Here is a 26149-nt window from a genome sequence, read left to right on the forward strand (position 1 = left end):
TTTCAAGCGTTACAAAAACCGTTGTGGTACAAGAAGTCAGAAAAGCGCTTGAGTTCACAATTGATAAATAGATGCGCTGAGTTGAACGTATGAGCACCAAGATTGATAAAGGTGCTCATACGATGTCTGGTTTTTTAGTTTAATTTTTTTGCCGTTTTGCACTCTTTAATACACGCTTGCTTTCTTCTTGAAAACTTGCCGACGCCTTTGTAGTAAACATTTCTTCATCAGGCATGCCAAGCGAGTAGATTTCCTTTTCTCTCTGCTCTTCAGTAGTTATGTATTTCAAGAATTCGCCAACCCGCTCTAGTCTAACTTTAACTCTGTCTAGACGTTCACCTTTAATGAAGTAGCTGTATTCCTTTTTCGCTGCCTCGGTTAGGTAGTTGCTAGCTGTTTCGTCAAATATACCGCAGTCTGTGCAAACTAGATCCAGATAAGTGAAGTAGTAGCCAAGGTTGTTCAGCATATAAAGGCCATAGCTGGTGATTTTTATACTGTCGACAGACTCCGAGTATGAGTCGAGCCTGTTATTTGATTCTACAAATCCACTTCTAAGCAGCGTATCTAAGTTTCTTTCAAAATCATCTACCATTCCAAATGTTTCTGCGAAGTAGGCCCTGAGCTCAGCGACTGCAGTATATTGAGGTGCGCTAGGATCAGTGCCTTTTGATATTTTGCGAAGTATACGAAGTCCCGTAAAGTGTGAGCCATGCCGTGATGAACGTATTTGATAAATGTTTGGGATGTCGCTGACGGATTCATCGTAAAAATATCTGTTAGGGATCATCACCGGTTTAATGACTTGATGAATCTTGAAATTCCAACTTCCGTTGGAAATCATTTCTTCAACATTGGTGTACCCTGAAAGAAGGAAACTTCTGAATAGATCAAGAGATAGCCGAATATCGCCATGGGCGCAGGCGGTGAGGAATTGATTCAGTGGTGATTGATAATTGGAGAATTCACGGCTAAGTATTTTTAGATACTTTGAGCTGTCTACAGTAAAGGTTGAGTCGTAGTCATCAATGTTTTCATTGCTGATCTTTCGCTCATCTGTGAGAATTGAAACGGTGTAGTCCAGTCTTTTCTTAAAAACTTCAGCTGGCTTGGGGGAGCTTATATGGAAGCCGGAATTCTGGAAAGCATCTAAAACTCCATGTATTTTTGAGTCGTAGAAGCGCTCCTCCCGCATAGATATCAAAGTGATACTTTTGAGTCGGTCGGATATTTCTTGAGCTGATGAGAAACAAAAATCCTGGATGTGGGAGGAATACTGGTCAGTATTGTCGATGACCACAATTACGCCTTTTTCTTGCATGGCAAGTCTTTCTACTAGGCGCTCAGCACAATATGGTAGGTCCGTTTTCCACTCTTCAACAAGTAAGTTTAACTTGATGTTGTAGCTTTCTGACGAGTCAGACAATCCAGCTAAATTTTGTCTTTTAGCAATGGTGAACTTATCACTGAATAGCTGTGTTAATATCGTGGCCCTTTCAGAGTGAAGGAGATTATCTTTGTCTAGTTGAGCGACCAGACCTGACCATATCGACTGCCGAATTATCTCAATATCTTCAGGTGTTTTTAACAAGTCGATTATTACTATGGCTGAATGTTCCCTGAGCCAGCGCGGAGCATTATGATGTAACAGCCTTTTAATAAATGTAGATTTTCCTGCTCCTTTCCCGCCAAATAAAACCAAAACCTCCCCTTTTCTCTTATCTTTTATATTCTTAGTGAGACGCCCACCCAGGCGCCCTCCTTTTCCTGTGTCATCTAATTGCTGCACTCCGTAAGAGCTAAAATATGGAGATAATGAATCTTGTATTAAGGATCTCATTCCGTCCGAGGTTCCCTGATATTCTCGCTGAGACACATAACATCTTTCCATGAATTCTGTATCGTCGTCTTTTATGACTCCGAAATACCTGTTGACAATTGGACGAAGTTTGGATGCGAGCCGGTTGGCGGTAATGGTGTGAGAATATGAGGGTATATTTTCTTTTGGAAAAAAAATTGTTCGGTCTTTTGGCGGTGCGCTACTTAGCAATATTGGAAGCGATGAACGATCAGTAATGGCCGTAAATGAAAAATTGTTTATTGATTTCGTATACTCAGATTTGAAAAAATCTAATGATCTTATGACAAAGGCTTGGAGAGTCTCCCAGCGTTTACCCTTCTCAAATGTTTTAAAAAAAATCCATTCTGACCCGTTGGTAATACAGGCGTACTCGCATCCCGTGTCAAAACAGTATGTTCGGACTTGGTCCATGCTGTCTTAATTTTTTCATCTGAAATGAGTTTCTTTATTGTTATGTATGATGATTTTTCACTTTGTGAGTTTGCTATAGGTAAATCAAAAAAGATGCCTGATCGTTTGGCTTCAACAAATAGTAGGTCATCGCCATTACTTTTCTTTAATACATAGTCTGCAAAGCCAGGAGCTATATATTCTTCAACCGACACTCGGTTCTTAGGCCAGCTAAGAAAATCATGAAGTATAAAGTCAATGATTTTATGCCGAGTCTCGGCTTCGTTAATGTCTCGTTGTCGTGCCAAAGTAATGATACTTTCAAGCATGTCCATTTTGTCGTGCAGGTGAGGAATTTGCTGATTATTCGACACGTCATTTCCCTATATGTTGCAAGTCAGTAGACTACTAAAACAGAGTTGCAGGTGGCACAGAGCTATCACTGTAACTGCTGGCTGCGCATCTGCCAATGCAAAGGTAGGCACCTACAGCCCGTCTGTCTGATCGAATATAAGGCTGAGGATACGAATTGAGCTGGGCCTCATGACTCAGTTCCCGTTTAAGCCGCGATCGCTAGTCAAGAGGCGGCATTCAGGCAAATTTCTTTGGGCTCCATTTATTTTTTACAGCGTTCAAACCAGCAATTTCTAAAATCGATCACGAATTCGGGGGGAGGGGGCAACCTGTCCATTTTCGAGTTAGTGACCCGTCGGGCCTTTCGTGGTTTCGAGTATCAACACGAGCTAAAAAATTGACTTTTTTTGATAAACCTTTGGCTCAATCGTCAAGACCAACCACATGCCCATCCGCTTCCTGCTCTATGTGGCGATCACCGCACTGACCCGCCTGCTGATCGGCGACGTGTCCCACCACAATGCCCCGGACCTGGGGATTATTTACCTGTGTGGCGGGATTCTGTTGTTGGCGTTCGCCATCCTGGTGGTGCGTTTTGCTTCGTCGCGTTACCCATCAGTCAAGGAAAAGTCCGACTCCTGAGTCAGAGCCCGGCTGTGATTGGCGGCCGGGTACTCGGCGGGCGTTGCAACAGTTTGTGACTGTCGCCGTCGGTCATCACTGCCAAAATCTCCATGGCGCTGTGCCCCTGTTCAATGGCAATGCCAAATTGCACGCTTTGCACCAGGCGTTTGAGCCGTTGTGGGTCATTGCGCTGTTCGGCGCTGATCATGCGTTTGGCAACTACGCCGCTGTCGTCGGACAGGGTCAGCATGATGCTGCCGTCCAGGCGCTGGATGCTCAGGTTGACCCGGTATTGGGGGGTGAACGTGTCGGTGATCAGCTGAAAAGGATTGTCCATGGTGCGTTACCGCCTGATAAGAACATGCACTGATTGACGACCGGTATGGCGATTGGTTCGTGTTGCCTGACCACCGGTCGCAAGCTCCGTTTTCCTTCATGGGGTGTACAGCAAGGGCCGTGCCGTACAGCCATCTTTCTGACAACGAACTGCCCCTGTGGGAGTGGGCTTGCCCGCGATAGCGGTGGATCAGCCAACCATTGCGTGACTGATGCAGCGCTATCGCGGGCAAGCCCACTCCCACAGGTTGATCTGTGCAGTGAGCTGTTTCAGGGCACCAGCGAGAAAATGACCGCAGACAGCGCAATCAGCCCCACCAACACCACAAATACATTCGACGCCTGGCCCGAATACTGGCGCAAAGATGGCACGCGCCGGATTGCGTACATCGGCATCAGGAACAGCAAACACGCAATGATCGGCCCGCCGAGGGTTTCGATCATGCCCAGGATGCTTGGGTTGAACGTGGCCACGGCCCAGCAGCTGAGGATCATGAACACCGCGGTGCAGCGTTCCAGCCAGCGCGCCGACAGGGTGCGGTTGCGGCCACGCAGGGATTTGACGATCAGGCCCTGGAAGCCTTCGCTGGCGCCGATGTAGTGGCCGAGGAAGGATTTGGTGATGGCCACCAGCGCGATCAATGGCGCGGCGTAGGCAATAACCGGGGTTTGGAAGTGGTTGGCCAGGTAGGACAGGATCGAAATGTTCTGCGCCTTGGCGGCGGCGAGGTCGGCGGGCGACAGTGCCAGTACGCAACTGAAGCAAAAGAACATCACCGTCAGCACCATCATGCCGTGGGCCATGGCCAGGATGCCGCTGCTCTTGCGTTCGGCTTGGGCGCCGTACACGCGTTTCTGGTCCACGGCGAAGGCCGAGATGATCGGCGAGTGGTTAAACGAAAACACCATCACCGGGATCGCCAGCCATAGGGTCTTGAAGAACACCGGCAGGGGCATGCCCTCGCTGGCCGAGGCGAAGAACGCGCCGTTCCAGTTGGGGATCAGGCTCAGCGCCAGCAGCAGCAAGGCGGCGACGAACGGGTAGACCAGCACGCTCATGGCCTTGACGATCACGCCCTGGCCGCACCGCACAATGGCCATCAGACCGAGGATCAGCACCAGGGACAGGATCGCCCGTGGCGGTGGGGTCATTTGCAGTTGGTGTTCCATGAAGCTGCCGAGGGTGTTGGTCAGCGCGACGCTGTACACCAGCAGGATCGGGAAGATGGCGAAGAAGTACAGCAGGGTGATCAGCTTGCCGGCACCAACGCCGAAATGTTCTTCCACCACGTCAGTGATGTCGCCGGATTTGCCCGACAGCACAAAGCGCGTCAGCCCACGGTGGGCGAAGAAAGTCATGGGGAAGGCCAGCAGCGCCAGCACGATCAGCGGCCAGAAGCCGCCGACCCCGGCGTTGATCGGCAGAAACAGAGTGCCAGCACCGATGGCGGTACCGTAGAGGCCCAGCATCCAGGTGGTGTCGTGTTTGCTCCAGCCGCTCGTTACAGTTTGCGTGACAGCAGCGGGATTTTCGGCAGCAGGTGTACGTACATCGGTCATCGTTATTGCCTCGTTATTATTTTTGCGCGGGCTCACGTATGGGGCGGGTAGGCGTGCTCCTCAGCACTCCACCCAGCTGACCGCCAGGCCGCCCCGTGAAGTTTCTTTGTATTTGTCATGCATATCGGCGCCGGTATCGCGCATGGTGCGGATCACCCGGTCGAGGGAAATGAAGTGCTTGCCATCGCCGCGCAGGGCCATTTGCGTGGCGTTGATGGCTTTGACGGCGGCGATGGCGTTGCGCTCGATACAGGGCACCTGGACTAGGCCGCCCACGGGGTCGCAGGTCAGGCCAAGGTTGTGCTCCAGGCCGATTTCGGCAGCGTTTTCCAGTTGCTCGGGGGTGGCGCCAAGGATATCTGCCAGGCCAGCGGCGGCCATGGCACAGGCCGAGCCGACTTCACCCTGGCAGCCGACTTCGGCACCGGAGATCGAGGCGTTTTTCTTACACAGGATGCCGACGGCGGCTGCGGCTAGGAAGAAGTTGACTACATCGTCGTCTGACGCGTCGGCATTGAACTTCATGTAGTAGTGCAGCACTGCAGGGATGATCCCGGCCGCGCCGTTGGTCGGTGCGGTGACCATGCGCCCACCGGCGGCGTTTTCTTCGTTGACCGCAAGGGCGAACAGGTTGACCCATTCCATGGCCGACAAGGTCGAGGTGATCACATTCGGTTTGCCGATTTCCAGCAGGCTGCGGTGCAGCTTGGCGGCGCGGCGCGGCACATCCAAACCGCCGGGCAAGATGCCTTCATCGCGCAGGCCTTGCTCGACGCACTCGCGCATCACCGACCAGATATGCAGCAGGCCGCTACGGATTTCTTCGTCGCTGCGCCACGCGCGTTCGTTGGCCATCATCAATTCAGAAACACGCAGGCCATGCTTGTTGCACAGGGCCAGCAGTTCGACGGCGCTGGAAAAGTCGTAGGGCAGTTCTACATCGCTGGTGGGAGCAATACCCGACTCGGCTTCCGCTGCCTCGATAATGAAACCACCGCCCACCGAGTAGTAGGTCTGTTCGGTCAACAGGCCGTTTTTGCCGTAGGCATGCAGGGACATGGCGTTGGGGTGGTAGGGCAGGCTTTCCTCCAGCAGCAGGAGATCGTGCTGCCAGTTGAAGGAGATTTCTTGGGTGCCGGCAAGCAACAAGCGGCCAGATTCGCGCAACTGCTGGATGCGCGGCCCGATGGAGGTAGGGTCCACTCGATCAGGCCATTCTCCCATCAACCCCATTACGCAGGCACGGTCGGTGGCATGGCCCACGCCGGTAGCCGACAGTGAACCGTACAGGCGCACTTCCACGCGCTGGGTTTGCTCCAGCAATTGTTGGTCGGTGAGGGCCTGGGCGAAGGTTGCCGCTGCCCGCATGGGGCCGACGGTATGGGAGCTCGACGGGCCAATGCCCACCTTGAATAGATCAAAAACGCTGATAGCCATGCTAAAGCCTTACAAGCAATGGAGTAGGAATCGCTGCCATGTTTTGTAGGACAAGCGGAAGTGGCGCGATACTGAGCCTCTAGATCGGCACTGACCAACGAATTATCCTAAGACACCCTTTAGCAGGACTAAACTCTATGGCTCGCCCGCTTCATGCCCAGACCTATGTCTGGTTGCACGTATTTGCCTGCGCCGCACGGCATTTATCCTTCACGCGCTGCGCCGAAGAACTGCACATCACGCCGGGGGCGGTCAGCCAGCAGATTCGCCAATTGGAAGAACGCCTGGGCTTTCGCCTGTTTCATCGCCGGGCGCGTGGCGTGGAGCTGAGTGCCGAGGGGCAGCGGTTGGCGATTACGGTGAGTGAGGCCTACGGCAGCATCGATGCCGAGTTGCAGCGCCTGGATGCGGGGATGATCAGCGGCACCTTGCGCCTGCGCTCGATTCCGTCATTTCTCGGTAAATGGCTGACACCGCGCCTGCCGCGTTTGCAGCAGCGTTTCCCGGATATCCAACTGCGCCTGGTGGCCGAAGACAGCAGCATTGCCCTGCACGAAGGCGACTTCGACCTGGCCATCGACCTTAACGACGGCAGCTATCCGGGTTTGTTATCCACAGCCTTGCTCGATGAGCAGATATTCCCGGTGTGCGCGCCGAGCCTGCTGCGCGGACGGCCGCCGTTGCACGGCCCGGCCGACCTGGCCCACTTCCCGCTGTTGCACGACATCACAGCCTGGCGTGGGAGTTATGAGTACGCCGAGTGGGAGTTTTACCTGAATGCTATCGGCTATCACGACGCCGACGTGCGGCGCGGGCATACCTTCAACCGCAACCACCTGACCATCGAGGCCGCCATTGCCGGCATGGGTGTGGCGATTGCCCGGCGCACCCTGCTCAATGACGAATTGGAGCGCGGCACCCTGATCGTGCCGTTCGGGCTCGCGGTGCCGAATCACAAGCGCTACGTGCTGTTGTATGCGCCAGGCGCGCTGAACCATCCCGGCGTGCGTGCGGTGCATGACTGGCTGGTGGAAGAGGCGGGGATTTTTCGCGGATTGCACCCCTTGGGAGAGGGGCAATTGTGAGGATTTGCCCGGGTGGGCGGGTGTACCCAACTCCCGACCATAACAGCGCTTTGGGCGATTGTCAGACTTAATTTGTAATGTAGGATTTATCTTTGAATAGGGGTTGAATTGTTCCCTCAGGTGCTCAATTGTGTAATCAAGAGGTCATGGTTTCACCGCATCGGTGTTGCAGTTGTGACCTCTGGCGAGCTAGCTGAAATAAGGGAAACACTATGCAAATCCTAGTCAACAGCGATAACCATATTGAAAGCAGCATCCGACTGGAGGAGTGGGTACGTACTACCATTGAGAGCACGCTCGAACGTTATGAAGAAGATTTGACCCGCATCGAAGTCTTTTTGAAGGATGAGAACGGCGACAAGCCGGGCCCACACGATTTAAGTTGCCGCCTGGAAGCGCGGCCAAAGGGTCATCAACCGATTTCGGTCATCCATAAAGCCGACACCCTGGAACAAGCCATCGACGGGGCGGCCACCAAGCTGGATAACGCGCTGGAGCATCTGTTCGGCAGATTGCAAGGCAAGCCGCGTGCAGAGAAACGCACGCCCAACAACCAAGTCGATGAAGCCGGGCTTGAAGAGGAATTCCTGGAAAACGAACAGGCTGCGCTTAACAGCTGATTGCTGAATGTTTTTCAACCCCATACAAAACGGGCCTGCAGATGCAGGCCCGTTTTTTGTGGCGAATATATATCAAATGTGGGAGCTGGCTTGCCTGCGATGGCGATCTGCCATTTACTGAAGTTGCAGCTGACCCACCGCCATTGCAGGCAAGCCAGCTCCCACATAAGCCAAGAGTGTATTCAGGCTATTCGTCAGAACGCGACCGAGGTCTGCACATACACCGTGCGCGGCTCACCCACGTATTTGCCCTTGTTGTTATCGTCAAACGAACGGGTGAAGTACTGGGTGTTGAAGATGTTCTTCACCCCCACCGCCACATTCAAATCCGACAACTGCGGGCCGAAGTCGTACGCCGCGCGGCTGCTGAACAGCATGTAGCCGGGGATGCGCCCATTGCTGCCATCCACGCTTTCGGCCTGGGTGTTGGCGTTGTCGGCGAACTGGCTGCTCTGGTAGGTGCTGTCCAGGTTCAACTTCCATTGGCCCTCGGTGTAGCCAACGCCCAGGGTGCCTTTGTGCTTGGACGAGAAGGGCACGCGGTTGCCTTTGTTCGGGCCGTCTTCGCGGATGGTTGCATCGACATAGGCGTAGCTTGCGTACACATCAAAGCCGGCCAGCGCGGGGCTCAAGCCGTCGAGGGCGTAGTTGAGGCTGGATTCGATGCCCTGGTGCCGGGTTTCGCCCCGGGCGATCACCGAGTCGTTGGTCTGGTTGCTTTCATACTGGTTGTCGAAGTTGATCAGGAACGCGCCGATTTCTGCGCGCAGCGCGCCATTGTCGTAGCGGGTGCCGACTTCCCAGGTGCGGGCCTTTTCCGGCTTGACCGCGCCGCTGCTCACACGGTTGGGCATCTGGCTGTACTGCACGCTGCCGAAGGAGCCTTCGGTGTTGGCGTACAGGTTCCAGTCGTCGGTCAGGTGATACAGCACGTTCAACGCCGGCAGGGCGGTGTTGTAGTCACCCTTGTATTTGACGTCGGTCAGGTTGTTGGTTTGCTGGGACTTGATCATCTCGTAGCGGATGCCAGGGGTCACGGTCCACTTGCCGATATCGATGCGGTCGTCGATAAAGAATGCGTTGGCTTCGGTGCCGCCGCGGGTGTCGCGGTCGTTGCGGCTGTCGGTATTGGGCAGTTGCTGGTTGGCGCTGATCGGCGTGCGGTAGCGCAATTCGTGCCCGGCCTCGTTGATGTAGCGGTAACCCACGCCAACCTCGTGGCTGGTCGGGCCGAGGTCGAAGCCTTGGGCCAGGCGGGTTTCCAGGCCGCGTACCCAATACTCGCGCGGTGACAGCGAAAGGAAGCTGCCCTGGTCCAGATAGCCGCTGCGCAGGGTCTTGGTAAAGAAGCTGTTGACGGTGAATTCCCGGCGATCTTCCTGGTAGCGATAGCCCACGTTAAACATCGTACGGCGGCCCCAGAATTTGTCGTAGGGGCGGGTGGACTGATACGGGTCGGCCTTGTAGGCCGCAGTGCTCAAGCCACCGGGCATATCGGCCTGACCTTCGTAGTACTGGGCCATGGCATTGAAGCTGTTGGCTTCGTCCAGTTGGTAATTGCCCTTGAGGATCAGGTCGTCGATTTGTGTGTCGCTGTGTTCGCGCCAGTCGCCGCCGCGGGTGCCGGAATACAGCAGCGCGCCGCCCAGGCCATTGTCGGCGTTGCCGCCGGCCAGCAGGTTGCCGGTGGTCTTGAAGCCATCGTGGCTGGAAGACGGGCTGGTCTCGGTCTGCAGGCCGCCCTTGACCGTCGGTGCATCAGGAATTGCCCGGGTCACGAAGTTGACCACGCCGCCGACGTTCTGCGGCCCGTAACGCACTGCGCCACCGCCGCGTACCACGTCCACTGCATCCATGTTGCCCATGCTGACCGGTGCGAACGACAACTGCGGCTGGCCATACGGCGCGAAAGGCACCGGAATGCCGTCCATCAATACCGTCGAGCGCGACGCCAGGCGTGGGTTGAGCCCGCGAATACCGAAGTTCAGCGCCATGTCGTGGCTGCCGGTGCCGTTGTTTTCCGGCGCGTTGACCCCGGGAATACGATTGAGCACGTCACGGGCCTGGGTCGCCCCCTGGCGCTCGAATTCTTCGCGGCGAATCACATCACGGGCGCCGGGGTGTTCGAAGACGTTGGTTTGCGCCGCGTCGCCCAGCCAGTCGCCCACCACATTGGAGGTGCCCAGCTCCAGGGTGGCCGGCGCGTTCAGTGGTTGCAGGCTGTAGGCATTGTTACCTTCGGCGCGGGCTTGCAGGCCGGTGCCTTTGAGCAATGCGTTCAAACCTTGCAAGGTGGTGTAGTTGCCCTGCAGGCCCTGGCTTTGCGCGCCGGCAGTCACTTCGGAGCCAAACGAAATCAGCACGCCGGCCTCGCGGCCAAACTGATTCAGCGCCGCTTCCAGGGACGTCGGGGCGATGTGATAAGGCTTGGCCTCGGCCGCCATGGCGTAGGGCAGGGCGCTGAAACTGAGGCTGGCGCCCAGCAGCAAGTGGCGCAGCGTACGGGCAAGTGGCGTCAGGCGAGTCGGTTGCTGGGGCATGAAGAACGTTCCTCAGAGGTGGGAAACAGGGTGGCTTTCCCTCTCTGTCACGCGAGGTACGGAAAACGGCTCACGGGTGGCGAAAATAATTCAGGCGCGGGCTTCGACACTGACCCAATAGCGGGTAAAACGCCGAATTTTGACCGGCAGGCTGATTTGCAGCAGGTCGAGGATGCGTTCGCTGTCGTCCAGCGGGTAGCTGCCGGAGATCAGCAGGTTGGCCACTTGCGGATCACACTGCAATTGGCCCCGGCGATAACGGCTCAGTTCCTCGAGGAAATCTGCCAGGCGCATGTGCGACGCCACCAGCATGCCGTCGGCCCAGGCCCCGGTGTTGGCATCAGTGAGGCGCGGCGTATCCCAGCCTTTGCGGGTGAGGTTGGCCTGGCGGGATTTTTCCAGGGTCAGCGGTAAGCCGCTGTAGGACCTGGGTGCAATCTCGACCTGGCCATCCAGCACGGCGACCTGGGTGTGATCGTTGAACTGGCGCACATTCACCTGCGCTGCCCGGGCGGTGACGATGCCCTGGCCGGTGATGATCTGCAACGGGGTGCTGGCGCGCAGCAGTATCTCGCCTTCGAGCAGGCGGATCAGGCGCTGTGGGCCATCGAATTGCACATCCACCGCACTGGCGGTGTTGAGTTGCAGGTGGCTGCCGTCGGCCAGTTGGACCTTGCGCCGCTGGCCGAAGGGGCTGCGGTAGTCGGCGCTCAATGGCGCGATCAAGTGCTGCTGGCGCAAGCCCCAGGTCGCTGCCGAACCGGCGCCGAGGATCAGCAACAGCTTCAGCGCCTGGCGCCGACTGTTCGATTGCGGTGCGTTCAGCGCCGCGTGGGCCAGGGGCGAGGGCATTCCGCGCAAGCGCTGGTTGACCCGCTGTATATGCTCCCACGCCCGTTGATGCTCGCTGTGGGCATCCAGCCAGCGCTGCCAGTTTGCCTGCTGGCGCGGGTTGAGCGGGCCTTGCTGCATTTGCATCAGCCACTGCACCGCCTGTTCGGCGACCTGGGTCGAGAAGTTCGCGGCGCGGTTCATAGGGCGAAATAGCAGCGCATGGCGGCTTTATTCAAATGTCGTTTGACGGTGGCGATGGAGATCCCAAGTTCGGCAGCGATTTGCCCGTAGGTCAGGCCGTCGAGCTGGGCCAGCAGGAAGGCGCGCTTGACCGGCACGGGCAAACCGTCGAGCAACTGGTCCAGTTCCATCAGGGTTTGCAGGATGATCGCCCGCTCTTCTTCCGATGGTGCCGCAAGTTCCGGCATTTGCGCCAAGGCGTCGAGGTAGGCGCGCTCCAGGTCCTGGCGGCGGTAATGGTTGAACAACACGCGCTTGGCGATGGTGGTGAGGAAGGCGCGGGGCTCGATCAGCGTCGGTGTTTCGCGGGCGCTCAACACCCGGATAAACGTGTCCTGGGCCAGGTCGGCGGCGCTGTGCGGGCAGCCGAGCTTGCGTCGCAACCAGCCGGTCAGCCAGTGGTGATGGTCGTGATACAGGACTTCGACGGTATTGGACGGCCGCAACGCGAACACTCCGGCAGCATCAGCATGCTTTAGATAACGAGAATTGTTCGCATTGTAGGGTGGGCGGGTGGCATTCGGCAATCAGCATAAGACCGATAGCCGCTTTTATCGCCACAGAACCCTGTGGGCTGGCTTGTGTGGGAGCTGGCTTGCCTGCGATAGCATCATCTTGTTCTGCCAGACACACCGAGGTGGCTGCATCGCAGGCAAGCCAGTTCCCACACAAGCCCCACCTCTGTTTTTGGTGCTCGCTTCATTCGTTCTCTTTTGCTTATGAGAATATTTATCATTAGACTCTCGCCCCTGACGAACCAGGCGCCACTGGCATGAAAAGCAAAGCATCACTTCCTCTTTCCTACCGGCTCGGTGTGACGTCGCGGCTGCTGGCGGCTGTTGTCGGCGGCTATGTGCTGGCGTCCCTGGCCAGCGTGTGCCTGACCTTCTGGCTGCCAATCTCCCGCGCCGATGCGGTGGTCAGCGGCATGCTCAGTTCCTTTGTGTTCTACCTGCTGGCGGTGATCTGGTGCTTTGCCTGCCGCAGTGCGGCCCGCGCCTGGTTTGGCGTGCTGGTGCCGTGCGCGATACTGGCCACCCTGGCTGGCCTGGCCTATTGGATGGCACGCCCATGAAAGAGGGTTTCCGTCAGGCCATGGCCTGGTTGCACACCTGGGCCGGGTTGATTTTCGGCTGGTTGCTGTTCGCGATTTTCCTCACCGGCACCCTGTCTTACTTCAAGGGTGAAATCACCCACTGGATGCAGCCCGAAGTGCCAGCTCATGCGGTGGACGATGCGCGCAGCGTGGCCGTGGCGCAACGCTACCTGGAGCAGCACGCACCCACGGCGGCCCGTTGGTTTATCGGCTTGCCCAACAGCCGCGACCCTGGTTTATCGGTGATGTGGCAAGACAAGATCGACCCTGGCCGGCGCGGCAATTTCATCGAGAAAATGCTCGACCCGGTCTCCGGCGAACAACTCCAGGCCCGGGAAACCATGGGCGGCGAGTTCTTCTACCGGTTCCACTTCCAGTTGCAGATGCCTCATCCGTGGGGCCGCTGGTTGTCGACCATCGCGGCGATGGTGATGTTCGTCGCGCTGATCACCGGGATCATCACCCACAAGAAAATCTTCAAGGACTTCTTCACCTTCCGACCGCGCAAGGGCCAGCGCTCCTGGCTCGATGGGCACAACGCGGTGGGCGTGCTGGTGTTGCCGTTCCACCTGATGATCACCTACAGCAGCTTGGTGATTTTCATGACCATGGTCATGCCTGCCAGCATCCTCGCGTCTTATGACGGCGACACCCGTGGGTTTTTCAATGAGTTGTTCCCGGCCACCGACAACGCCCCGGCCCTCGGCCAGCCGGGCAAGCTGCTGCCTTTGGCGCCGCTGGTGGAGCAGGCCCGGGCGCAGTGGGGCGGTGGTCATGTGGGGCGGCTGGCGGTGAACAACCCTGGCGATGTGAATGCCTCGGTCAACGTCTCCCGCGCCGGCTCTGACCGGGTGGTGCATGATTTCGGCAGCACCGTGTCCTTTAATGGCAGCACCGGCGAATTGCTGCGGGTCAGTGCCGAGCAGTCGCTGCCGATGGCAATCAGCGGCAGTTTCTACGGCCTGCATATGGGTCACTTCGCCGGCCCGGTGCTGCGGTGGTTGTACTTTATCTGCGGCCTGGCGGGCACGGCGATGATTGGCACCGGCCTGGTGATCTGGCTGGGCAAGCGTCAGCTCAAGCATGCCAAAACCGGGGTGATGCCGTTTGAGTTGCGCCTGGTGGAGGTGTTGAACCTTGCCAGCATGTCCGGGCTGGTCATCGCCATTGCTGTGTTTTTCTGGGCCAACCGCCTGCTGCCGGCGACCTTCGCCGAGCGTTCGGACTGGGAGGTGCAGAGCTTCTTTATCGCCTGGGGCCTGACCTTGCTGCACGCCATGCTGCGCCGTGGCCGCCGCGCCTGGGTCGAGCAACTGGGCCTGGGCGCCGTGCTGTTTATGTCGGTGCCGCTGCTCAATGCGCTGACCACTTCCCAGCACCTGGGCGTGTCGCTGGCCAAGGGTGATTGGGCCATGGCCGGCTTTGACCTGACCTGCCTGGGCAGCGGCCTGTTCCTGGCCTGGGCCGCCTGGAAGATGCAGCACCGCAGCGCCGCCCAACCCCGTGCCGAGCGGGCCCGCCCACTGACCCTCAAAGGCGAGGTGCACTGATGTTGCTGGCCTTGTTGCTGTGCTACGCAGGCTTTGTTGCGCTGTGCCTGTCCCTGGACCGTCACCATGGCGAGTTGCTGCACAGCAAACCTTCGCCACGGCGGCGCCTGGGGTTGCGCGTGGGTGGCTGGCTGCTGTTGGGGCTGTCGATCTGGCCGGCGGTGCACCTGGCCGGCTGGAGCCGGGGCCTGGTGGACTGGTGCGCGGTGCTGATGCTCAGTGGGCTGTTGCTGGTGTTGCTGTTGCCGTATCGGCCAAGGCTGGCCTTGATCCTCGCGGGCGTTGGCTTGCTGGCCAGCCCCGTTGCGGCCTTCGCGACCCTCTGAGCACCGTTGATGATCACCACGCCGCCCGAGCCCCAGGATCACCCTCACGCTGAATCGTCGGGCGGGCGCGCACATTTCCTACAGGTGTTTTTGTCCCAGCGCTCACAGATGGAGGCGTTGGTCAGCCGCCGCGTAGGCTGCCGTGCGACGGCGGCGGACCTGGTGCAGGATTTGTTCCTGCGTTTCTGGCGCCGACCCCTGGTGCAGGTCGAAGAACTCAGCACCTACCTGCTGCGCTGCGCCGGCAATATCGCCATCGACCACTTGCGCAGCGAAAGCGCGCGGGTGCGCGGCACTGAAGGCTGGTTGCCGGAGCAGCAGGATCATCATGGCTCCGAGCCCCAGGCTGCGCTGGAAGCGGGCAACGATCTGCGCCATGTGGAAGCGGCGCTGCGCAGTTTGCCGGAGCGTACGCGGCAGATCTTTTTGCTCAACCGCATCCACGGGCGCAAATACGCCGAAATCGCCAAGGCCATGGGCCTGTCCCAAAGTGCCGTGGAAAAACATATGATGCGTGCCCTCGAAGCCTGCAAAGCCAGCCTTCGGCAAGCCCATCCGCCACGCTCGCCAGGGAAAGCACCGTGAACGTCACCCCGACGCCCGCCCAGGAACAGGCCGCCCTGGCCTGGCTCAGCCTGCTGCACGATGCGCCCAGCAGTGGTGACCAGGCCACCTTCAGCCACTGGTTGCGCGCCGACCCGGCCCACGTCGAGGCATATGCCCAGGCCCAGGTGCTGTGGGAATTGAGCGAAGTGCCGGCGCGCACCCTGGCCGCCGAAGACGCGTTGGCCCTGCAGCGTTACCTCAAGGCCATGGACGGCGCAAAACGCTCCCGTATGCGCCGCTGGTCGGCGGCACTGGCGATGGCGGCGTGCCTGGTGCTGATGGTGTCGATGGGCGCCGGTTGGCAGCCACAGCGCTGGGTCGATGACCTGGGCGCCGATTACGTCAGTGCGCCGGGTGAGGTCAAAACCGTGACCCTGGCCGATCAAAGCCAAGTCACCCTGGATGCCGACAGCGCGATTGCCGTGGATTTCAGCCACGGCGAGCGGCACATTCAATTGCGCCGTGGCGCCGGTTTTTTCAGCGTGACCCACACCGGGCAAGCCTTTGTAGTGCACGCAGGCAGTGGCGAAGTGCGGGTGTTAGGCACGCAGTTCGAAGTGCGCCTGCAACCGGCGGGCGCCCAGGTGACGGTGTTGTCGGGGCGGGTCGGGGTTACACCCTCGGCCCAGGGTACTCAGCAAATTCTGACGGCCGGCCAGCAAGTGGCCTACGCCGAGGGTGTGGCTGATGAGCGGCATGCGGTGGACAGTGAATCGCGCCTGGGCTGGCGCGACGGCTGGCTCAACTACTACAAGACCCCGCTGGCCGATGTGCTCAAGGACCTTGGCCGTTACTACCCTGGCCGCATCCTGCTGCTTGATGACGAACTCGGCGCCCGCCGGGTCAGCGGCAGCTTCCCGAGCAAGGACCCGGAGGCGGTGCTCAACGCATTGCAAGCGGTGCTGGGTTTTGAGCAGCACAGTGTGTTGGGGCGGTTGATCGTCGTCCGCTGAAAACCAGCCACCCCCTGTGGGAGTGGGCTTGCCCGCGATGGCGTCTGGAAGAGCAGCGCAACCCTTCAGGGGCCATCGCAGCATGAGCATCGACACAACTCGCCCTGTGTTCATATCCATTCCTGCGGTCACGGCCACTTAGGGTTCCGCCCTTACGGCGGGTCACTTTTGGGACCCAAAAGTAACCAAAAGGTCCTCGCCCCACCACTCGGTGCCTCGCCTAGGCTCGGCATGCCCGCAGTCAGGTATTGCTCCGTGGGCCCGCCGCGATCGGCCATCCATGGCCGTGTCGCGGCTACCCCGGCATTCATGCCGGGGTGCCCACTGCGCAATACCTGCCTGCGGCCAGCGTGGTTTAACGGGGCGCCTGAGATCAAAAGCCAGATCAAAAGCACAGCAACAGCAGAGCCAGAGCGCGAAGCTGCGTTCCTGTGGGAGCTGGTTTAGGGGATGGTCCGAACAAAGGTTGATAAATATTCTTATTTGCATTTATGATATGTTATTACATCCCTATCAAGGAGCCACCCCATGAAAGTCCTGTCCTCACTCAAAGAAGCCAAGAACCGCCATCGCGACTGTCAGATCGTCAAGCGCCGGGGGCGGATCTATGTGATCTGCAAATCCAACCCACGCTTCAAGGCCCGGCAGGGCGGGGCGAAAAACAAGAACAAAGGCTGAGGGTGAAATTATTTTCAATTTCACCTGAGGTAAAACCCCACGCCATTCGTGTAGTGCTTGAAACTGCGATCAATTCGCATTAACAGCGTTCTCTACACGGGTTCTCAAGTATGAAGTCCAGGGCAAAGTCGGCGGCAGGCAGTTCGGTTAAACAGTGGCTGGGAGCCTCCCTTCTGGCCGCTTCCGGCCTGGCATTAGAGCCCCTGAGCCTGGCGCAAGCGGCGCAGGAGCAGAGCGCAGTCTTCAGTTTTGCACTGCCGGCCAAGCCGTTGCCCCAGGCGCTGAGCGATTTCAGCCGGGTGACCGGCATCAGCGTGGTCTACACCGACGAAGCTCCCTACAACCTCAACGCCCCGGCCGTCAGTGGGCGGATGAGCGCCGCCCAGGCCATGCAGCGCCTGTTGGGTAACTCCGGCTTGACCTTCCGCCAGATCGACGCCCGCACCCTGGCCCTGGAACCGCTGCCTAGCGAAGGCGCGGTCAATCTTGGCGCCACCACCATCAGCGGCGTCAACCAGCAGCAAGCCACCAGCTACCAGCCACCGCCCACCAGCTCGGTCATGCGCTCCCAGGGCCTGCTGCTGGAAACCCCGCAAACCGTGAACATGGTGCCGGCCCAAGTGATGCGCGACCAGGTGCCGCGCAACCTCGACGATGCCTTGGCCAACGTCAGCGGCATCACCCAGGCCAACACCTTGGGCAGCACCCAGGATGCGGTGATGCTGCGGGGCTTTGGCGACAACCGTAATGGCTCGGTCATGCGCGACGGCATGCCTGTGGTGCAGGGCCGGGCGCTGAACGAAACCGCCGAGCGCGTCGAAGTGCTCAAGGGCCCGGCGTCGTTGCTGTATGGCATCCAGGACCCCGGCGGGGTGATCAATATCGTCAGCAAGAAACCCGAGCTGACCCCATCCACCGCCCTGACCGTGCGCGGTTCAACCTATGGCAGCGGCAAGAACGGCAGCGGCGGCAACCTCGACACCACCGGCCCGATTGGCGACAGCGGCCTGGCTTATCGTTTGATTCTCGACCACGAAGATGAGGATTACTGGCGCAATTTCGGCACTTACCGCGAAAGCCTGATCGCGCCATCCCTGGCCTGGTACGGCGACGCCACCAAGGTGTTGCTGGCCTACGAGCACCGCGAGTTTCTCTCGCCGTTCGACCGTGGCACGGCCATCGACCCCACGACCAATCACCCCCTGGATATCCCCGCCACGCGCCGCCTGGATGAGCCGTTCAACAATATGGAAGGCCGCTCCGACCTGTATCGCCTTGAGGTCGACCATGACCTGAACGACGACTGGAAGGCCCACTTCGGCTACAGCTGGAACCGCGAAACCTACGACGCCAGCCAAGTGCGCGTGAGCAAGGTCAACGCCAACGGCGTGCTGACGCGCAATATGGACGGCACCCAGGGCGCGCTGACCACCGACCGCTTCACTACCGTCAGCCTCGAAGGCAAGGTGGACGTGGCCGGCATGCGCCATGACCTGGTGTTTGGCCTGGATGACGAATACCGCAAAATCTACCGCGCCGACCTGATCCGCCAGGCCAGCCGCAGCGTGTTCAACTACAACGACCCGGTGTACGGCCGCGAAGTGGCGGGCACCACCGTCAGCGCGCCGGACAGCAACCAGACTGACCTGCTGCGCAGCGACTCGGTGTTTTTCCAGGACGCTATCCACCTGACTGACCAGTGGATCCTGGTCGGCGGTGCGCGTTTCCAGACGTACGACCAGTACGCCGGCAAGGGCCGCCCGTTCACGGCCAACACCGACAGCAACGGCCAGAAGTGGGTGCCCCGCGCCGGCCTGGTGTACCGCTACACCGATGAGCTGTCGTTTTATGGCAGCTACACCGAATCGTTCAAACCCAACTCCACCATTGCGCCGCTGGACAACAAGATGGTGATCGACGGCAGCATCGCCCCGGAACAGTCCAAGTCCTGGGAGCTTGGGGCCAAGTTCGATATGCCGGGGCGCATTACCGCCAACGTGGCCTTGTTTGATATCCACAAACGCAACGTGCTGGTGTCGATCACCGAGGGCGCGACCTCGATCTACAGCGTCGCCGGCAAGGTGCGCTCCCGTGGCCTGGAAATGGACCTGAGCGGGCAGTTGACCGACCAGTGGAGCCTGATCGGCAGCTATGCCTACACCGATGCCGAAGTCACCGAGGACCCGGCCTACAAAGGCAAACGCCTACAAAACGTGGCGAAAAATTCCGGCTCTGTTTCAGCCGTATACGACTTCGGCACTATCGTCGGCGGCGACCAGCTGCGCGTCGGTGCCGGTGCGCGTTACGTCGGCGAGCGGGCCGGCGATGCACTCAATAGCTTCGACCTGCCGGGCTACACCGTGGCCGATGCGTTTGCCACCTATGACACCAAGGTCGACGGGCAGAAGGTCAAGTTCCAGCTCAACGTGAAGAACCTGTTTGACCGCACCTACTACACCTCGGCCGTCAGCCGGTTGTTTGTGTCCATGGGCGATGCGCGCCAGGTGTCGTTGTCCAGCACGTTGGAGTTCTGACCGTCGGCGATGACGCTGGCGGCCTGAGCTGCTAGCGTTGCGCTCTTTGATGATTGCCGGGACGGTTTGATGCAGTTGGGACGATGGATACACACCAGCGCCATGCTGGTGGGCGTAAGCCTGTTGTTGGGTGGCTGTGCCAGCCCTTCGAAAACCGGCGAGCAGGCGCTGGAGCAATTGCTGGCCGATCCGGCCCTGGCCGGGGCCAGCGTTTCGTTGATGGTGCGTGACGCCCGCAGCGGCAGCACGCTGTACCAGCACAACCCCCGCACGCGGCTGGTGCCGGCCTCCAGCCTGAAACTGCTGACCACGGCGGCGGCCATGGATGTACTGGGCCCGCAGTATCGGTTTTCTACGCAGTTGCTGAGCACCGGCAGCCGACAAGGCTCGCGCCTGCTGGGCAATCTGTACCTGCGAGGCCTGGGCGACCCGACGATCCAGTGGGCGGATTACCAGGCCCTGGCGGCGAACCTGGCCGCGCAGGGCATCCGGCAGATCGACGGCGACCTGGTGTTCGATGACAGCTGGTTCGACGCCGAACGCCTGGGTTTGGATTGGGCCCACGACGACGAAGACAAGTATTACGGCGCGCAGATTTCCGCACTGACCGTGTCGCCCAATGCTGATTTTGATGCGGGCACCTTGATCGTCACGGCCAAGGCGCCCATGGCGGTCGGCCAACCGCTGGGCGTCACCCTCAGCCCGCCTACTGATTATGTGCAACTGAGCAACCTGGCGCTCAGCGGTCCGGGCAACAGCTATGGGCTCAATCGCCAGCATGGCAGCAACCTGCTGCGCCTCAGTGGCACGCTGACGCCGGGGACGCAAAGCCGGCAATGGGTCAGCGTGTGGGAGCCGACGCAACTGGTGGCCAATCTGTTTGCCCAGGCCTTGGCGCAGCAGGGGATCAGCGTGCAGGGTCGGCGCGTGATCGGTGGTGTCAGCCCGGCCACCGCCACGGTGTTGGCGACGCACCAGTCGGCGCCGTTGCAGGAACTGATCAGGCCCTTGCTCAAACTGTCCAACAACAGCATGGCCGAAGCGTTGCTTAAGGCCATGGGACGTCAACAGGCGAATGCCGGCACGGCGGCGGCCGGGGTTGCGGCGGTGGCTGACTTTCTCAAGCGCCAGGGCCTGGACCCGGCAACATTAAGCCAGGTGGATGGCTCGGGTTTGTCGCGACGTAATCTGGTGTCGGCGCAGAACTTCACCGACCTGTTGCTGGCCATTAACAAGCAGTCGTGGTTCAACGCCTGGTACGACGCGCTGCCCATCGCCGGTAACCCGGATCGCCTCGGTGGCGGCAGCCTGCGTTACCGCCTGCGCGGGACTGCGGCGCAAAACAACCTGCAGGCCAAGACGGGGTCGATGGGTGGGGTGTCTTCGTTGACGGGCTACATCACCGATGCGGGTGGGCGGCGGTTGGTGTTTTCGATGCTGACCAACAACTATGTGGTGGAGGGGAGTCGGATCAAGGCGTTGGAAGATCGAGTGGCCGTGATCCTGGCGCAAAGCCGCGATTGAACAATGTGTGAGCAAGCCCGCTCCCACAAAATCCCATGCCCTATTAGTTCTGTGTCAAGGCAACTAGGGTCGGAACGCCTGCCGATATTCCCCCGGTGTCGCTCCCATCGCCTGGCGAAACCGGTTGGTAAAGTGGCTGGCACTGGAGAACCCGCATGCCAGGGCAATCTCCCCCAGCGGCATTGACCCGCTGCGCAACAGGGCCTGGGCCTGCGCGAGGCGGCGGGTCAGCACATATTGGTGGGGCGGCAGGCCAAAGCTTGTGCGAAACATCCGCGCAAAGTGGTATTCCGACAAGGCGCACAGCCCCGCCAGTTGCCCCAGGCTGATCGGCTCGGCCAGTTGCTGCTCGATGTAGTCCACTAACTGGCGGCGTTGATGCGCCGCCAATCCGCCCTTGAGCCGCAAGCCTTCGCGCAGGCCGACCTGGCTGAGCAGGGTGTGGCTGAGCATTTCATGGGCCAGGCTACTGGTCAGCAGGCGTTCGGCGGGTTCCTGCCAGTTCAGCCCGATGAGTTGGTGAAAGCGCCGGGCTTGCTGCGGGTCTTCCAAAAACGTGCTTTCGCGCAGTTGCAGCGCCCGGGGTTCGCGGTCCAGCAGGGTGATGCAACCCAGGGCAAATTGCTCTGGGCTGAAGTACACGTGGGCCAGGCGGATCTCGCCGTTGATCACCCAGGCCGACTGATGTTCGGCGGGCAGGATGCACAATTTATCGGGGCCGCCCTTGGTGCCGGGCTGGCCACGGCGAAATGTCTCGGTGCCACCGCCCACGTAGCAGGACAGGGTGTGATGGCTGGGCGCTTCGTAGTCCTGGGAGTCGTGGTGGTTGCTCCACAAAGCCGCAGACAAGCCGTCACCGAGCTCGGCGCACAGCTCAAGGCGAGCGTTGGGCGAACTGTTCAGGGCTTTGAAGACTTGTAGGTTTTCCAGTGCAGGCATGGGGTTCTCTCCGACGCCTTGCATCCTACTCCCGGCGGCCGGCGCTGTGATCCCTCGGCCCGACAAAAGCGCAAGAATCTGCAAGTGCCTGGCAGCAAGGCGGGGTGAAACTGTGGCTCAACCACCGGAGTGCGCCATGAACCTATCTTTGTATTTACTGACCGTGCTGATCTGGGGCACGACCTGGATCGCCCTCAAGTGGCAGTTGGGCGTGGTGCAGATTCCGGTCTCGATCGTCTATCGCTTCGGCCTGGCGGCGCTGGTGCTGTTTGTGTTGCTGCTGCTCAGCCGCAAACTGCAGGTGATGAACCGCCGTGGGCACCTGATCTGCCTGGCCCAGGGCTTGTGCCTGTTTTGCGTGAACTTCATGTGCTTCCTCACGGCCAGTCAGTGGATCCCCAGCGGCCTGGTGGCCGTGGTGTTCTCTACCGCGACGTTGTGGAATGCGCTGAATGCCCGGGTGTTCTTCGGCCAGAAAATCGCGCGCAATGTATTGCTGGGCGGTGGCCTTGGTTTGCTGGGCCTGGGGTTTTTGTTCTGGCCCGAACTTGCCGGGCACACCGCCAGCCCCGAGACGCTGTTGGGGCTGGGCCTGGCGCTGTTGGGGACCCTGTGTTTCTCGGCGGGCAACATGCTGTCGAGCCTGCAACAGAAAGCCGGGCTCAAGCCGTTGACCACCAACGCCTGGGGCATGGCCTATGGCGCCTCGATGCTGGCGCTGTACTGCGTAGTGCAGGGCATTCCATTTGAGATGGAGTGGAACACCCGCTACATCGGCTCGTTGCTGTACCTGGTGATCCCCGGTTCGGTGATTGGCTTTACCGCCTACCTGACCCTGGTCGGCCGCATGGGCCCGGAGCGGGCGGCGTATTGCACCGTATTGTTCCCGGTGGTGGCGCTGAACGTCTCGGCGCTGGTCGAAGGCTACCAATGGACCGCCCCGGCGCTGGCCGGGTTGGTGCTGGTGATGCTGGGGAATGTGTTGGTGTTTCGTAAGCCCAGGGCGGTTGCAGCTGTGAGCCCACTTTTTCAGCCGAAGCAAACCTAATGTGTAAGAAGATCTAATGTGGGAGCTGGCTTGCCTGCGATAGCGGTGAATCAGCAATGCCTATGCTGACTGACCCACCGCTATCGCAGGCAAGCCAGCTCCCACAGGGTGATCCGCGTTACTTCAGGCCCAGGCGCTTGGCCATGCGCCCCAGGTTGGCGCGGTCCAGGCCCAGTTCGCGGGCGGCGCTGGCCCAGTTGTGCTGGTGGCGCTCCAGGCAAGCGCCGATGACTTGCCTTTGGTAGTGCGCGGTCGCCTGGCGCAGATCGCCGGCCACCGGTGCGAGTTGCACGGGCGCTTCGATCAATGGCGCAGACTCATTGGGTAGGTCGAGGTCCTTGGCACTGAGGCTGAGGATCTTCGGCCGCTCGCGGCAATTGCCCAGGGCCTTCAGCGCGCTGCGGCCAATCAAGTGTTCCAGCTCGCGTACATTCCCGGGCCAGCCATAGGCCAATAACGCCGCCTGGGCATCGCTGGTCAGGCGCAGGCTGCCCAGGCCCATGCGCGAGCGGTTCTGTTCAAGGAAAAAGCCTGCCAGCAGCAACACATCGCGCCCTCGTTCACGCAGGGCCGGCACTTGCAGGGGGTACACGCTCAAGCGGTGATAGAAGTCGGCGCGGTAGCGGCCGTTGCGTACTTCTTCGGCGAGATCGCGGTTGGTGGCGGCGATCAGGCGCACGTCCACTTGGTGCTCCTTATCCGAACCGAGCCGCTGCAACTGCCCGCTTTGCAGGACCCGCAGCAGCTTGGCCTGGACCGTCAGCGACAACTCACCCACTTCATCGAGGAACAGGGTGCCGCCATTGGCTAATTCAAACTTGCCCCGACGCTCATTCAGCGCGCCGGTAAACGCGCCGCGCACATGGCCGAACAGCTCGCTTTCCACCAGGGTTTCCGGGAGGGCGGCGCAATTGAGGCTGATCAACGGTTTCTCGGCGCGGGGCGAGGCCGCGTGGATGGCCTGGGCCACCAGCTCCTTGCCAACCCCGGTCTCGCCGGTGATCAACACGGTCAGGTCGCTGCCGCCCACCAGTTTGATTTCTTCCACCAGGCGTTTGTGGGTCTTGCTCTGGCCGATCATTTCCTTGTGCTGCTGGCCGCTGGCCTGGCGATAGATTTCCGCGCGCTGGTGTTCGTCCTCGGCGCGCAGGGCCAGGTGTTCCATGCGTTCGGCCACATTGACCGTGGCGGCGGCGAGGCTGGCGAAAGCTTGCAAGGCGTCCAGTTCGACGCGCTCGAAGCGTTCGGTGTCGAGGGCATCCAGGGTCAGCAGGCCCCAGGGATGATCATCGACAAACAGCGGGCAGCCCATGCAGTCGTGGACTTCCAGGTGCCCGTGCAGGCCATCGACCAGGCCGTCGTAGGGGTCGGGCAGTTCGCTGTCGCTGTCGAAACGGGTCGGGCCGGGGCTGCTCAGCAGCACGGCAAAGCGCGGGTGTTCGCTGATCTTGAAGCGCCGGCCCAGGGTGTCCGGGCTCAGGCCGTCCACGGCCAGCGGCACCAGCCATTCGCCGTCCAGGCGCAACAGCGCGGCGGCGTCGCAGGGCAGCAGGGTGCGCATGGCTTGCAGCAGGCGTCGGTAGCGCTCGCCTTCTGGCAGTTCGCGGGACAGGTCAGCCACCAGTGGCAGCAGGGTGGTGAGCAGGGAGTGTGCAGTCATAATGACTCCTTGTAGTCCTAATGACTATAAAGTGTAGGATGTCATATTGACTACTTATAAATTAACTCACTGATAAATATAGGTTTATTAGTTGGCACGAATACTGAGTGCTACAGGGTAATCATTCAGAAGCCCCAAAGGCTCAGGAGTCTCCCCATGCTTAGCGTTCAAGACCGTGCCATCGTCAAGTCCACTGTGCCGCTGCTGGAAAGCGGTGGCGAAGCCCTGATCACCCACTTCTACCGCATGATGCTGTCCGAATACCCCGAAGTGCGCCCGCTGTTCAACCAGGCCCACCAGGCCAGCGGCGACCAGCCCCGTGCCCTGGCCAACGGCGTGTTGATGTACGCGCGGCATATCGACCAGTTGGACCAGTTGGGCGACCTGGTGGCCAAGATCATCAACAAGCACGTGGCCCTGCAAATCCTCCCGGAGCACTACCCGATTGTCGGCAACTGCCTGCTGCGGGCGATTTCCGAGGTGCTGGGTGACGAAATCGCGACCCCAGAAGTGATGAGCGCGTGGGGCGCGGCCTATGGTCAGTTGGCCGACATCCTGATCGGCGCAGAAAGCGCGATCTACGACGAAAAAGCCCAGGCCGTTGGCGGCTGGCGCGGGGCGCGCCCGTTTTTGCTGGTCAAGCGTGTGGAGGAGAGCAGTGAAATCATCTCCCTGTACTTTGCCCCGGTGGACAACGGCCCAATCCTCGCTGCCGAGCCCGGCCAGTACATCGGCCTGAAGCTGATCCTCGATGGCGAAGAAGTGCGCCGCAACTATTCATTGTCGGCGCGCACCGACGCGGGCCTGTACCGCATCAGTGTCAAGCGCGAAGCGGGCGGGCGCGTGTCCAACTATCTGCATGATCAGATGCATGTGGGCGCGACCATCGACCTGTTCCCGCCATCGGGGGAATTCACCCTGGTGCCCAGCGACAAGCCCTTGGTGCTGATCAGCGGCGGGGTGGGCATCACTCCCACCCTGCCGATGCTGGAAGCGGCGCTGGCCACCGAGCGCCCGGTGCACTTTATCCACTGCGCGCGTAATGGCGGCGTGCATGCGTTTCGTGATTGGGTCGATGCCCTGGCTGCACGTCATCCGCAATTGCAGCGCTTTTACTGCTATGCCGAAGACGACGGCATCAGCCCGGCGGCGGACAAGCTCGGCATGCTGACCCAGGAGCAACTGGCGGCGTGGTTACCTGAGGAGCGTGATGTGGATGCCTACTTCCTGGGGCCGAAGGGCTTCATGAGTGCGATCAAGCGTCACCTCAAGGCTTTGGGTGTGCCTGAGAAGCAGAGCCGGTATGAGTTCTTCGGGCCGGCGGCGGCGCTGGAATAAGCGGCCGCTCTTCAGC

The 26149-nt window shown here is 59.8% G+C and carries 22 protein-coding genes and 1 pseudogene; 13 read left to right on the top strand and 10 right to left on the bottom strand.

Annotated elements, in window-relative coordinates:
• Positions 1-139 precede the first annotated feature (139 nt).
• Entirely contained in the window at positions 140-1876 is a 1737-nt protein-coding gene (locus ACSSVH_RS04605; RefSeq protein ID WP_492634141.1) for a hypothetical protein, read from the bottom strand.
• Positions 1877-2139: 263 nt separating this feature from the next.
• Positions 2140-2625 (bottom strand): hypothetical protein, encoded by a 486-nt coding sequence (locus tag ACSSVH_RS04610; RefSeq protein ID WP_492634142.1) that lies wholly within the window; start codon positions 2623-2625, stop codon positions 2140-2142.
• A 400-nt stretch (positions 2626-3025) separates the two neighbouring features.
• Between ACSSVH_RS04610 and ACSSVH_RS04615 the strand changes: the two are divergent.
• Positions 3026-3247: pseudogene (locus tag ACSSVH_RS04615) on the top strand (phosphate-starvation-inducible PsiE family protein); the annotation flags it as partial.
• A 1-nt stretch (position 3248) separates the two neighbouring features.
• On the opposite strand, the gene ACSSVH_RS04620 reads toward ACSSVH_RS04615, so the two are convergent.
• The 3 genes from ACSSVH_RS04620 to ACSSVH_RS04630 all read right to left on the bottom strand — a co-directional run bounded on the left by ACSSVH_RS04620 (position 3249) and on the right by ACSSVH_RS04630 (position 6562).
• Entirely contained in the window at positions 3249-3566 is a 318-nt protein-coding gene (locus tag ACSSVH_RS04620; RefSeq protein WP_169954914.1) for a DUF3509 domain-containing protein, read from the bottom strand.
• 269 nt (positions 3567-3835) lie between these two features.
• Entirely contained in the window at positions 3836-5125 is a 1290-nt protein-coding gene (locus tag ACSSVH_RS04625; protein WP_492634143.1) for a serine/threonine transporter, read from the bottom strand.
• A 60-nt stretch (positions 5126-5185) separates the two neighbouring features.
• Entirely contained in the window at positions 5186-6562 is a 1377-nt protein-coding gene (locus ACSSVH_RS04630; RefSeq protein WP_169954916.1) for an L-serine ammonia-lyase, read from the bottom strand.
• A gap of 137 nt (positions 6563-6699) precedes the next feature.
• On the opposite strand from ACSSVH_RS04630, the gene ACSSVH_RS04635 reads away from it, so the two are divergent.
• Together ACSSVH_RS04635 and ACSSVH_RS04640 are read left to right on the top strand one after the other, a co-directional pair.
• Positions 6700-7647 carry a LysR substrate-binding domain-containing protein gene (locus ACSSVH_RS04635; protein WP_032857665.1) on the top strand — a complete coding sequence of 316 codons (948 nt, stop codon included), beginning with the start codon at positions 6700-6702 and terminating at the stop codon, positions 7645-7647.
• A gap of 212 nt (positions 7648-7859) precedes the next feature.
• Complete coding sequence (locus tag ACSSVH_RS04640) at positions 7860-8267, top strand: HPF/RaiA family ribosome-associated protein (RefSeq protein ID WP_099167987.1); 408 nt, start codon at positions 7860-7862, stop codon at positions 8265-8267.
• Between the two features lie 194 nt (positions 8268-8461).
• On the opposite strand, the gene fecA is transcribed toward ACSSVH_RS04640, so the two are convergent.
• The 3 genes from fecA to ACSSVH_RS04655 all read right to left on the bottom strand — a co-directional run bounded on the left by fecA (position 8462) and on the right by ACSSVH_RS04655 (position 12327).
• A complete protein-coding gene (gene fecA, locus ACSSVH_RS04645) occupies positions 8462-10807 on the bottom strand; it encodes a TonB-dependent Fe(3+) dicitrate receptor FecA (protein ID WP_492634144.1) in 2346 nt (781 codons plus the stop codon).
• A 90-nt stretch (positions 10808-10897) separates the two neighbouring features.
• Positions 10898-11842 carry a FecR domain-containing protein gene (locus ACSSVH_RS04650; RefSeq protein WP_492634145.1) on the bottom strand — a complete coding sequence of 315 codons (945 nt, stop codon included), beginning with the start codon at positions 11840-11842 and terminating at the stop codon, positions 10898-10900.
• Positions 11839-12327: a sigma-70 family RNA polymerase sigma factor gene (locus ACSSVH_RS04655; protein ID WP_492634146.1), complete on the bottom strand. Its 489-nt coding sequence runs from the start codon at positions 12325-12327 to the stop codon at positions 11839-11841. The genes ACSSVH_RS04650 and ACSSVH_RS04655 overlap by 4 nt, the downstream gene beginning before the upstream one ends.
• 326 nt (positions 12328-12653) lie before the next feature.
• Here ACSSVH_RS04655 and ACSSVH_RS04660 point away from each other — a divergent pair, with 326 nt between their 5' ends.
• From ACSSVH_RS04660 to dacB, 8 genes are all read left to right on the top strand, one after another.
• Complete coding sequence (locus ACSSVH_RS04660) at positions 12654-12956, top strand: DUF3649 domain-containing protein (RefSeq protein ID WP_169954920.1); 303 nt, start codon at positions 12654-12656, stop codon at positions 12954-12956.
• A complete protein-coding gene (locus ACSSVH_RS04665) occupies positions 12953-14527 on the top strand; it encodes a PepSY-associated TM helix domain-containing protein (RefSeq protein ID WP_492634147.1) in 1575 nt (524 codons plus the stop codon). Before ACSSVH_RS04660 ends, ACSSVH_RS04665 begins: the two co-directional genes overlap by 4 nt.
• Positions 14527-14853, top strand: coding sequence for a DUF3325 domain-containing protein (locus ACSSVH_RS04670; protein WP_170043004.1), 327 nt, complete (start codon positions 14527-14529; stop codon positions 14851-14853). The genes ACSSVH_RS04665 and ACSSVH_RS04670 overlap by 1 nt, the downstream gene beginning before the upstream one ends.
• Positions 14854-14859: 6 nt before the next feature.
• Positions 14860-15438, top strand: coding sequence for an RNA polymerase sigma factor (locus ACSSVH_RS04675; RefSeq protein WP_492634148.1), 579 nt, complete (start codon positions 14860-14862; stop codon positions 15436-15438).
• On the top strand, positions 15435-16412 hold the full coding sequence (locus tag ACSSVH_RS04680; protein WP_170058265.1) for a FecR domain-containing protein: 978 nt from the start codon (positions 15435-15437) through the stop codon (positions 16410-16412). Before ACSSVH_RS04675 ends, ACSSVH_RS04680 begins: the two co-directional genes overlap by 4 nt.
• 528 nt (positions 16413-16940) lie before the next feature.
• On the top strand, positions 16941-17090 hold the full coding sequence (ykgO, locus tag ACSSVH_RS04685) for a type B 50S ribosomal protein L36 (protein ID WP_020297337.1): 150 nt from the start codon (positions 16941-16943) through the stop codon (positions 17088-17090).
• Between the two features lie 110 nt (positions 17091-17200).
• The gene (locus ACSSVH_RS04690) at positions 17201-19624 is read left to right on the top strand and encodes a TonB-dependent siderophore receptor (RefSeq protein ID WP_492634149.1); all 2424 of its coding nucleotides are present in this window, start codon (positions 17201-17203) and stop codon (positions 19622-19624) included.
• Between the two features lie 69 nt (positions 19625-19693).
• Positions 19694-21148, top strand: coding sequence for a D-alanyl-D-alanine carboxypeptidase/D-alanyl-D-alanine endopeptidase (gene dacB, locus ACSSVH_RS04695; RefSeq protein ID WP_492634150.1), 1455 nt, complete (start codon positions 19694-19696; stop codon positions 21146-21148).
• A 63-nt stretch (positions 21149-21211) separates the two neighbouring features.
• On the opposite strand, the gene ACSSVH_RS04700 is transcribed toward dacB, so the two are convergent.
• Entirely contained in the window at positions 21212-22087 is an 876-nt protein-coding gene (locus ACSSVH_RS04700) for a helix-turn-helix domain-containing protein (protein ID WP_169954927.1), read from the bottom strand.
• Between the two features lie 136 nt (positions 22088-22223).
• On the opposite strand from ACSSVH_RS04700, the gene ACSSVH_RS04705 reads away from it, so the two are divergent.
• Positions 22224-23135 (top strand): DMT family transporter, encoded by a 912-nt coding sequence (locus tag ACSSVH_RS04705; protein WP_492634151.1) that lies wholly within the window; start codon positions 22224-22226, stop codon positions 23133-23135.
• A 118-nt stretch (positions 23136-23253) separates the two neighbouring features.
• Here the strand turns inward: ACSSVH_RS04705 and norR are convergent, their stop codons facing one another.
• Positions 23254-24795: a nitric oxide reductase transcriptional regulator NorR gene (norR, locus tag ACSSVH_RS04710; protein ID WP_492634152.1), complete on the bottom strand. Its 1542-nt coding sequence runs from the start codon at positions 24793-24795 to the stop codon at positions 23254-23256.
• A gap of 156 nt (positions 24796-24951) precedes the next feature.
• On the opposite strand from norR, the gene hmpA reads away from it, so the two are divergent.
• Positions 24952-26133: an NO-inducible flavohemoprotein gene (gene hmpA, locus ACSSVH_RS04715; protein ID WP_169954930.1), complete on the top strand. Its 1182-nt coding sequence runs from the start codon at positions 24952-24954 to the stop codon at positions 26131-26133.
• The last annotated feature ends 16 nt before the right edge of the window (positions 26134-26149 follow it).

The organism is Pseudomonas sp. HC1(2025) (genome assembly GCF_058742075.1).

Bases quoted from the DNA above. Each gene is read 5' to 3' on its own strand.
- ACSSVH_RS04630 (WP_169954916.1), bottom strand. From the start codon at position 6,562: ATGGCTATCAGCGTTTTTGATCTATTCAAGGTGGGCATTGGCCCGTCG.
- ACSSVH_RS04640 (WP_099167987.1), top strand. From the start codon at position 7,860: ATGCAAATCCTAGTCAACAGCGATAACCATATTGAAAGCAGCATCCGA.
- ACSSVH_RS04700 (WP_169954927.1), bottom strand. From the start codon at position 22,087: ATGCCTGCACTGGAAAACCTACAAGTCTTCAAAGCCCTGAACAGTTCG.
- norR (WP_492634152.1), bottom strand. From the start codon at position 24,795: ATGACTGCACACTCCCTGCTCACCACCCTGCTGCCACTGGTGGCTGAC.
- hmpA (WP_169954930.1), top strand. From the start codon at position 24,952: ATGCTTAGCGTTCAAGACCGTGCCATCGTCAAGTCCACTGTGCCGCTG.
- ACSSVH_RS04665 (WP_492634147.1), top strand. From the start codon at position 12,953: ATGAAAGAGGGTTTCCGTCAGGCCATGGCCTGGTTGCACACCTGGGCC.
- ACSSVH_RS04670 (WP_170043004.1), top strand. From the start codon at position 14,527: ATGTTGCTGGCCTTGTTGCTGTGCTACGCAGGCTTTGTTGCGCTGTGC.
- ACSSVH_RS04690 (WP_492634149.1), top strand. From the start codon at position 17,201: ATGAAGTCCAGGGCAAAGTCGGCGGCAGGCAGTTCGGTTAAACAGTGG.
- fecA (WP_492634144.1), bottom strand. From the start codon at position 10,807: ATGCCCCAGCAACCGACTCGCCTGACGCCACTTGCCCGTACGCTGCGC.
- ACSSVH_RS04635 (WP_032857665.1), top strand. From the start codon at position 6,700: ATGGCTCGCCCGCTTCATGCCCAGACCTATGTCTGGTTGCACGTATTT.
- ACSSVH_RS04625 (WP_492634143.1), bottom strand. From the start codon at position 5,125: ATGACCGATGTACGTACACCTGCTGCCGAAAATCCCGCTGCTGTCACG.
- ACSSVH_RS04650 (WP_492634145.1), bottom strand. From the start codon at position 11,842: ATGAACCGCGCCGCGAACTTCTCGACCCAGGTCGCCGAACAGGCGGTG.
- ACSSVH_RS04620 (WP_169954914.1), bottom strand. From the start codon at position 3,566: ATGGACAATCCTTTTCAGCTGATCACCGACACGTTCACCCCCCAATAC.
- ykgO (WP_020297337.1), top strand. From the start codon at position 16,941: ATGAAAGTCCTGTCCTCACTCAAAGAAGCCAAGAACCGCCATCGCGAC.
- ACSSVH_RS04705 (WP_492634151.1), top strand. From the start codon at position 22,224: ATGAACCTATCTTTGTATTTACTGACCGTGCTGATCTGGGGCACGACC.
- ACSSVH_RS04660 (WP_169954920.1), top strand. From the start codon at position 12,654: ATGAAAAGCAAAGCATCACTTCCTCTTTCCTACCGGCTCGGTGTGACG.
- dacB (WP_492634150.1), top strand. From the start codon at position 19,694: ATGCAGTTGGGACGATGGATACACACCAGCGCCATGCTGGTGGGCGTA.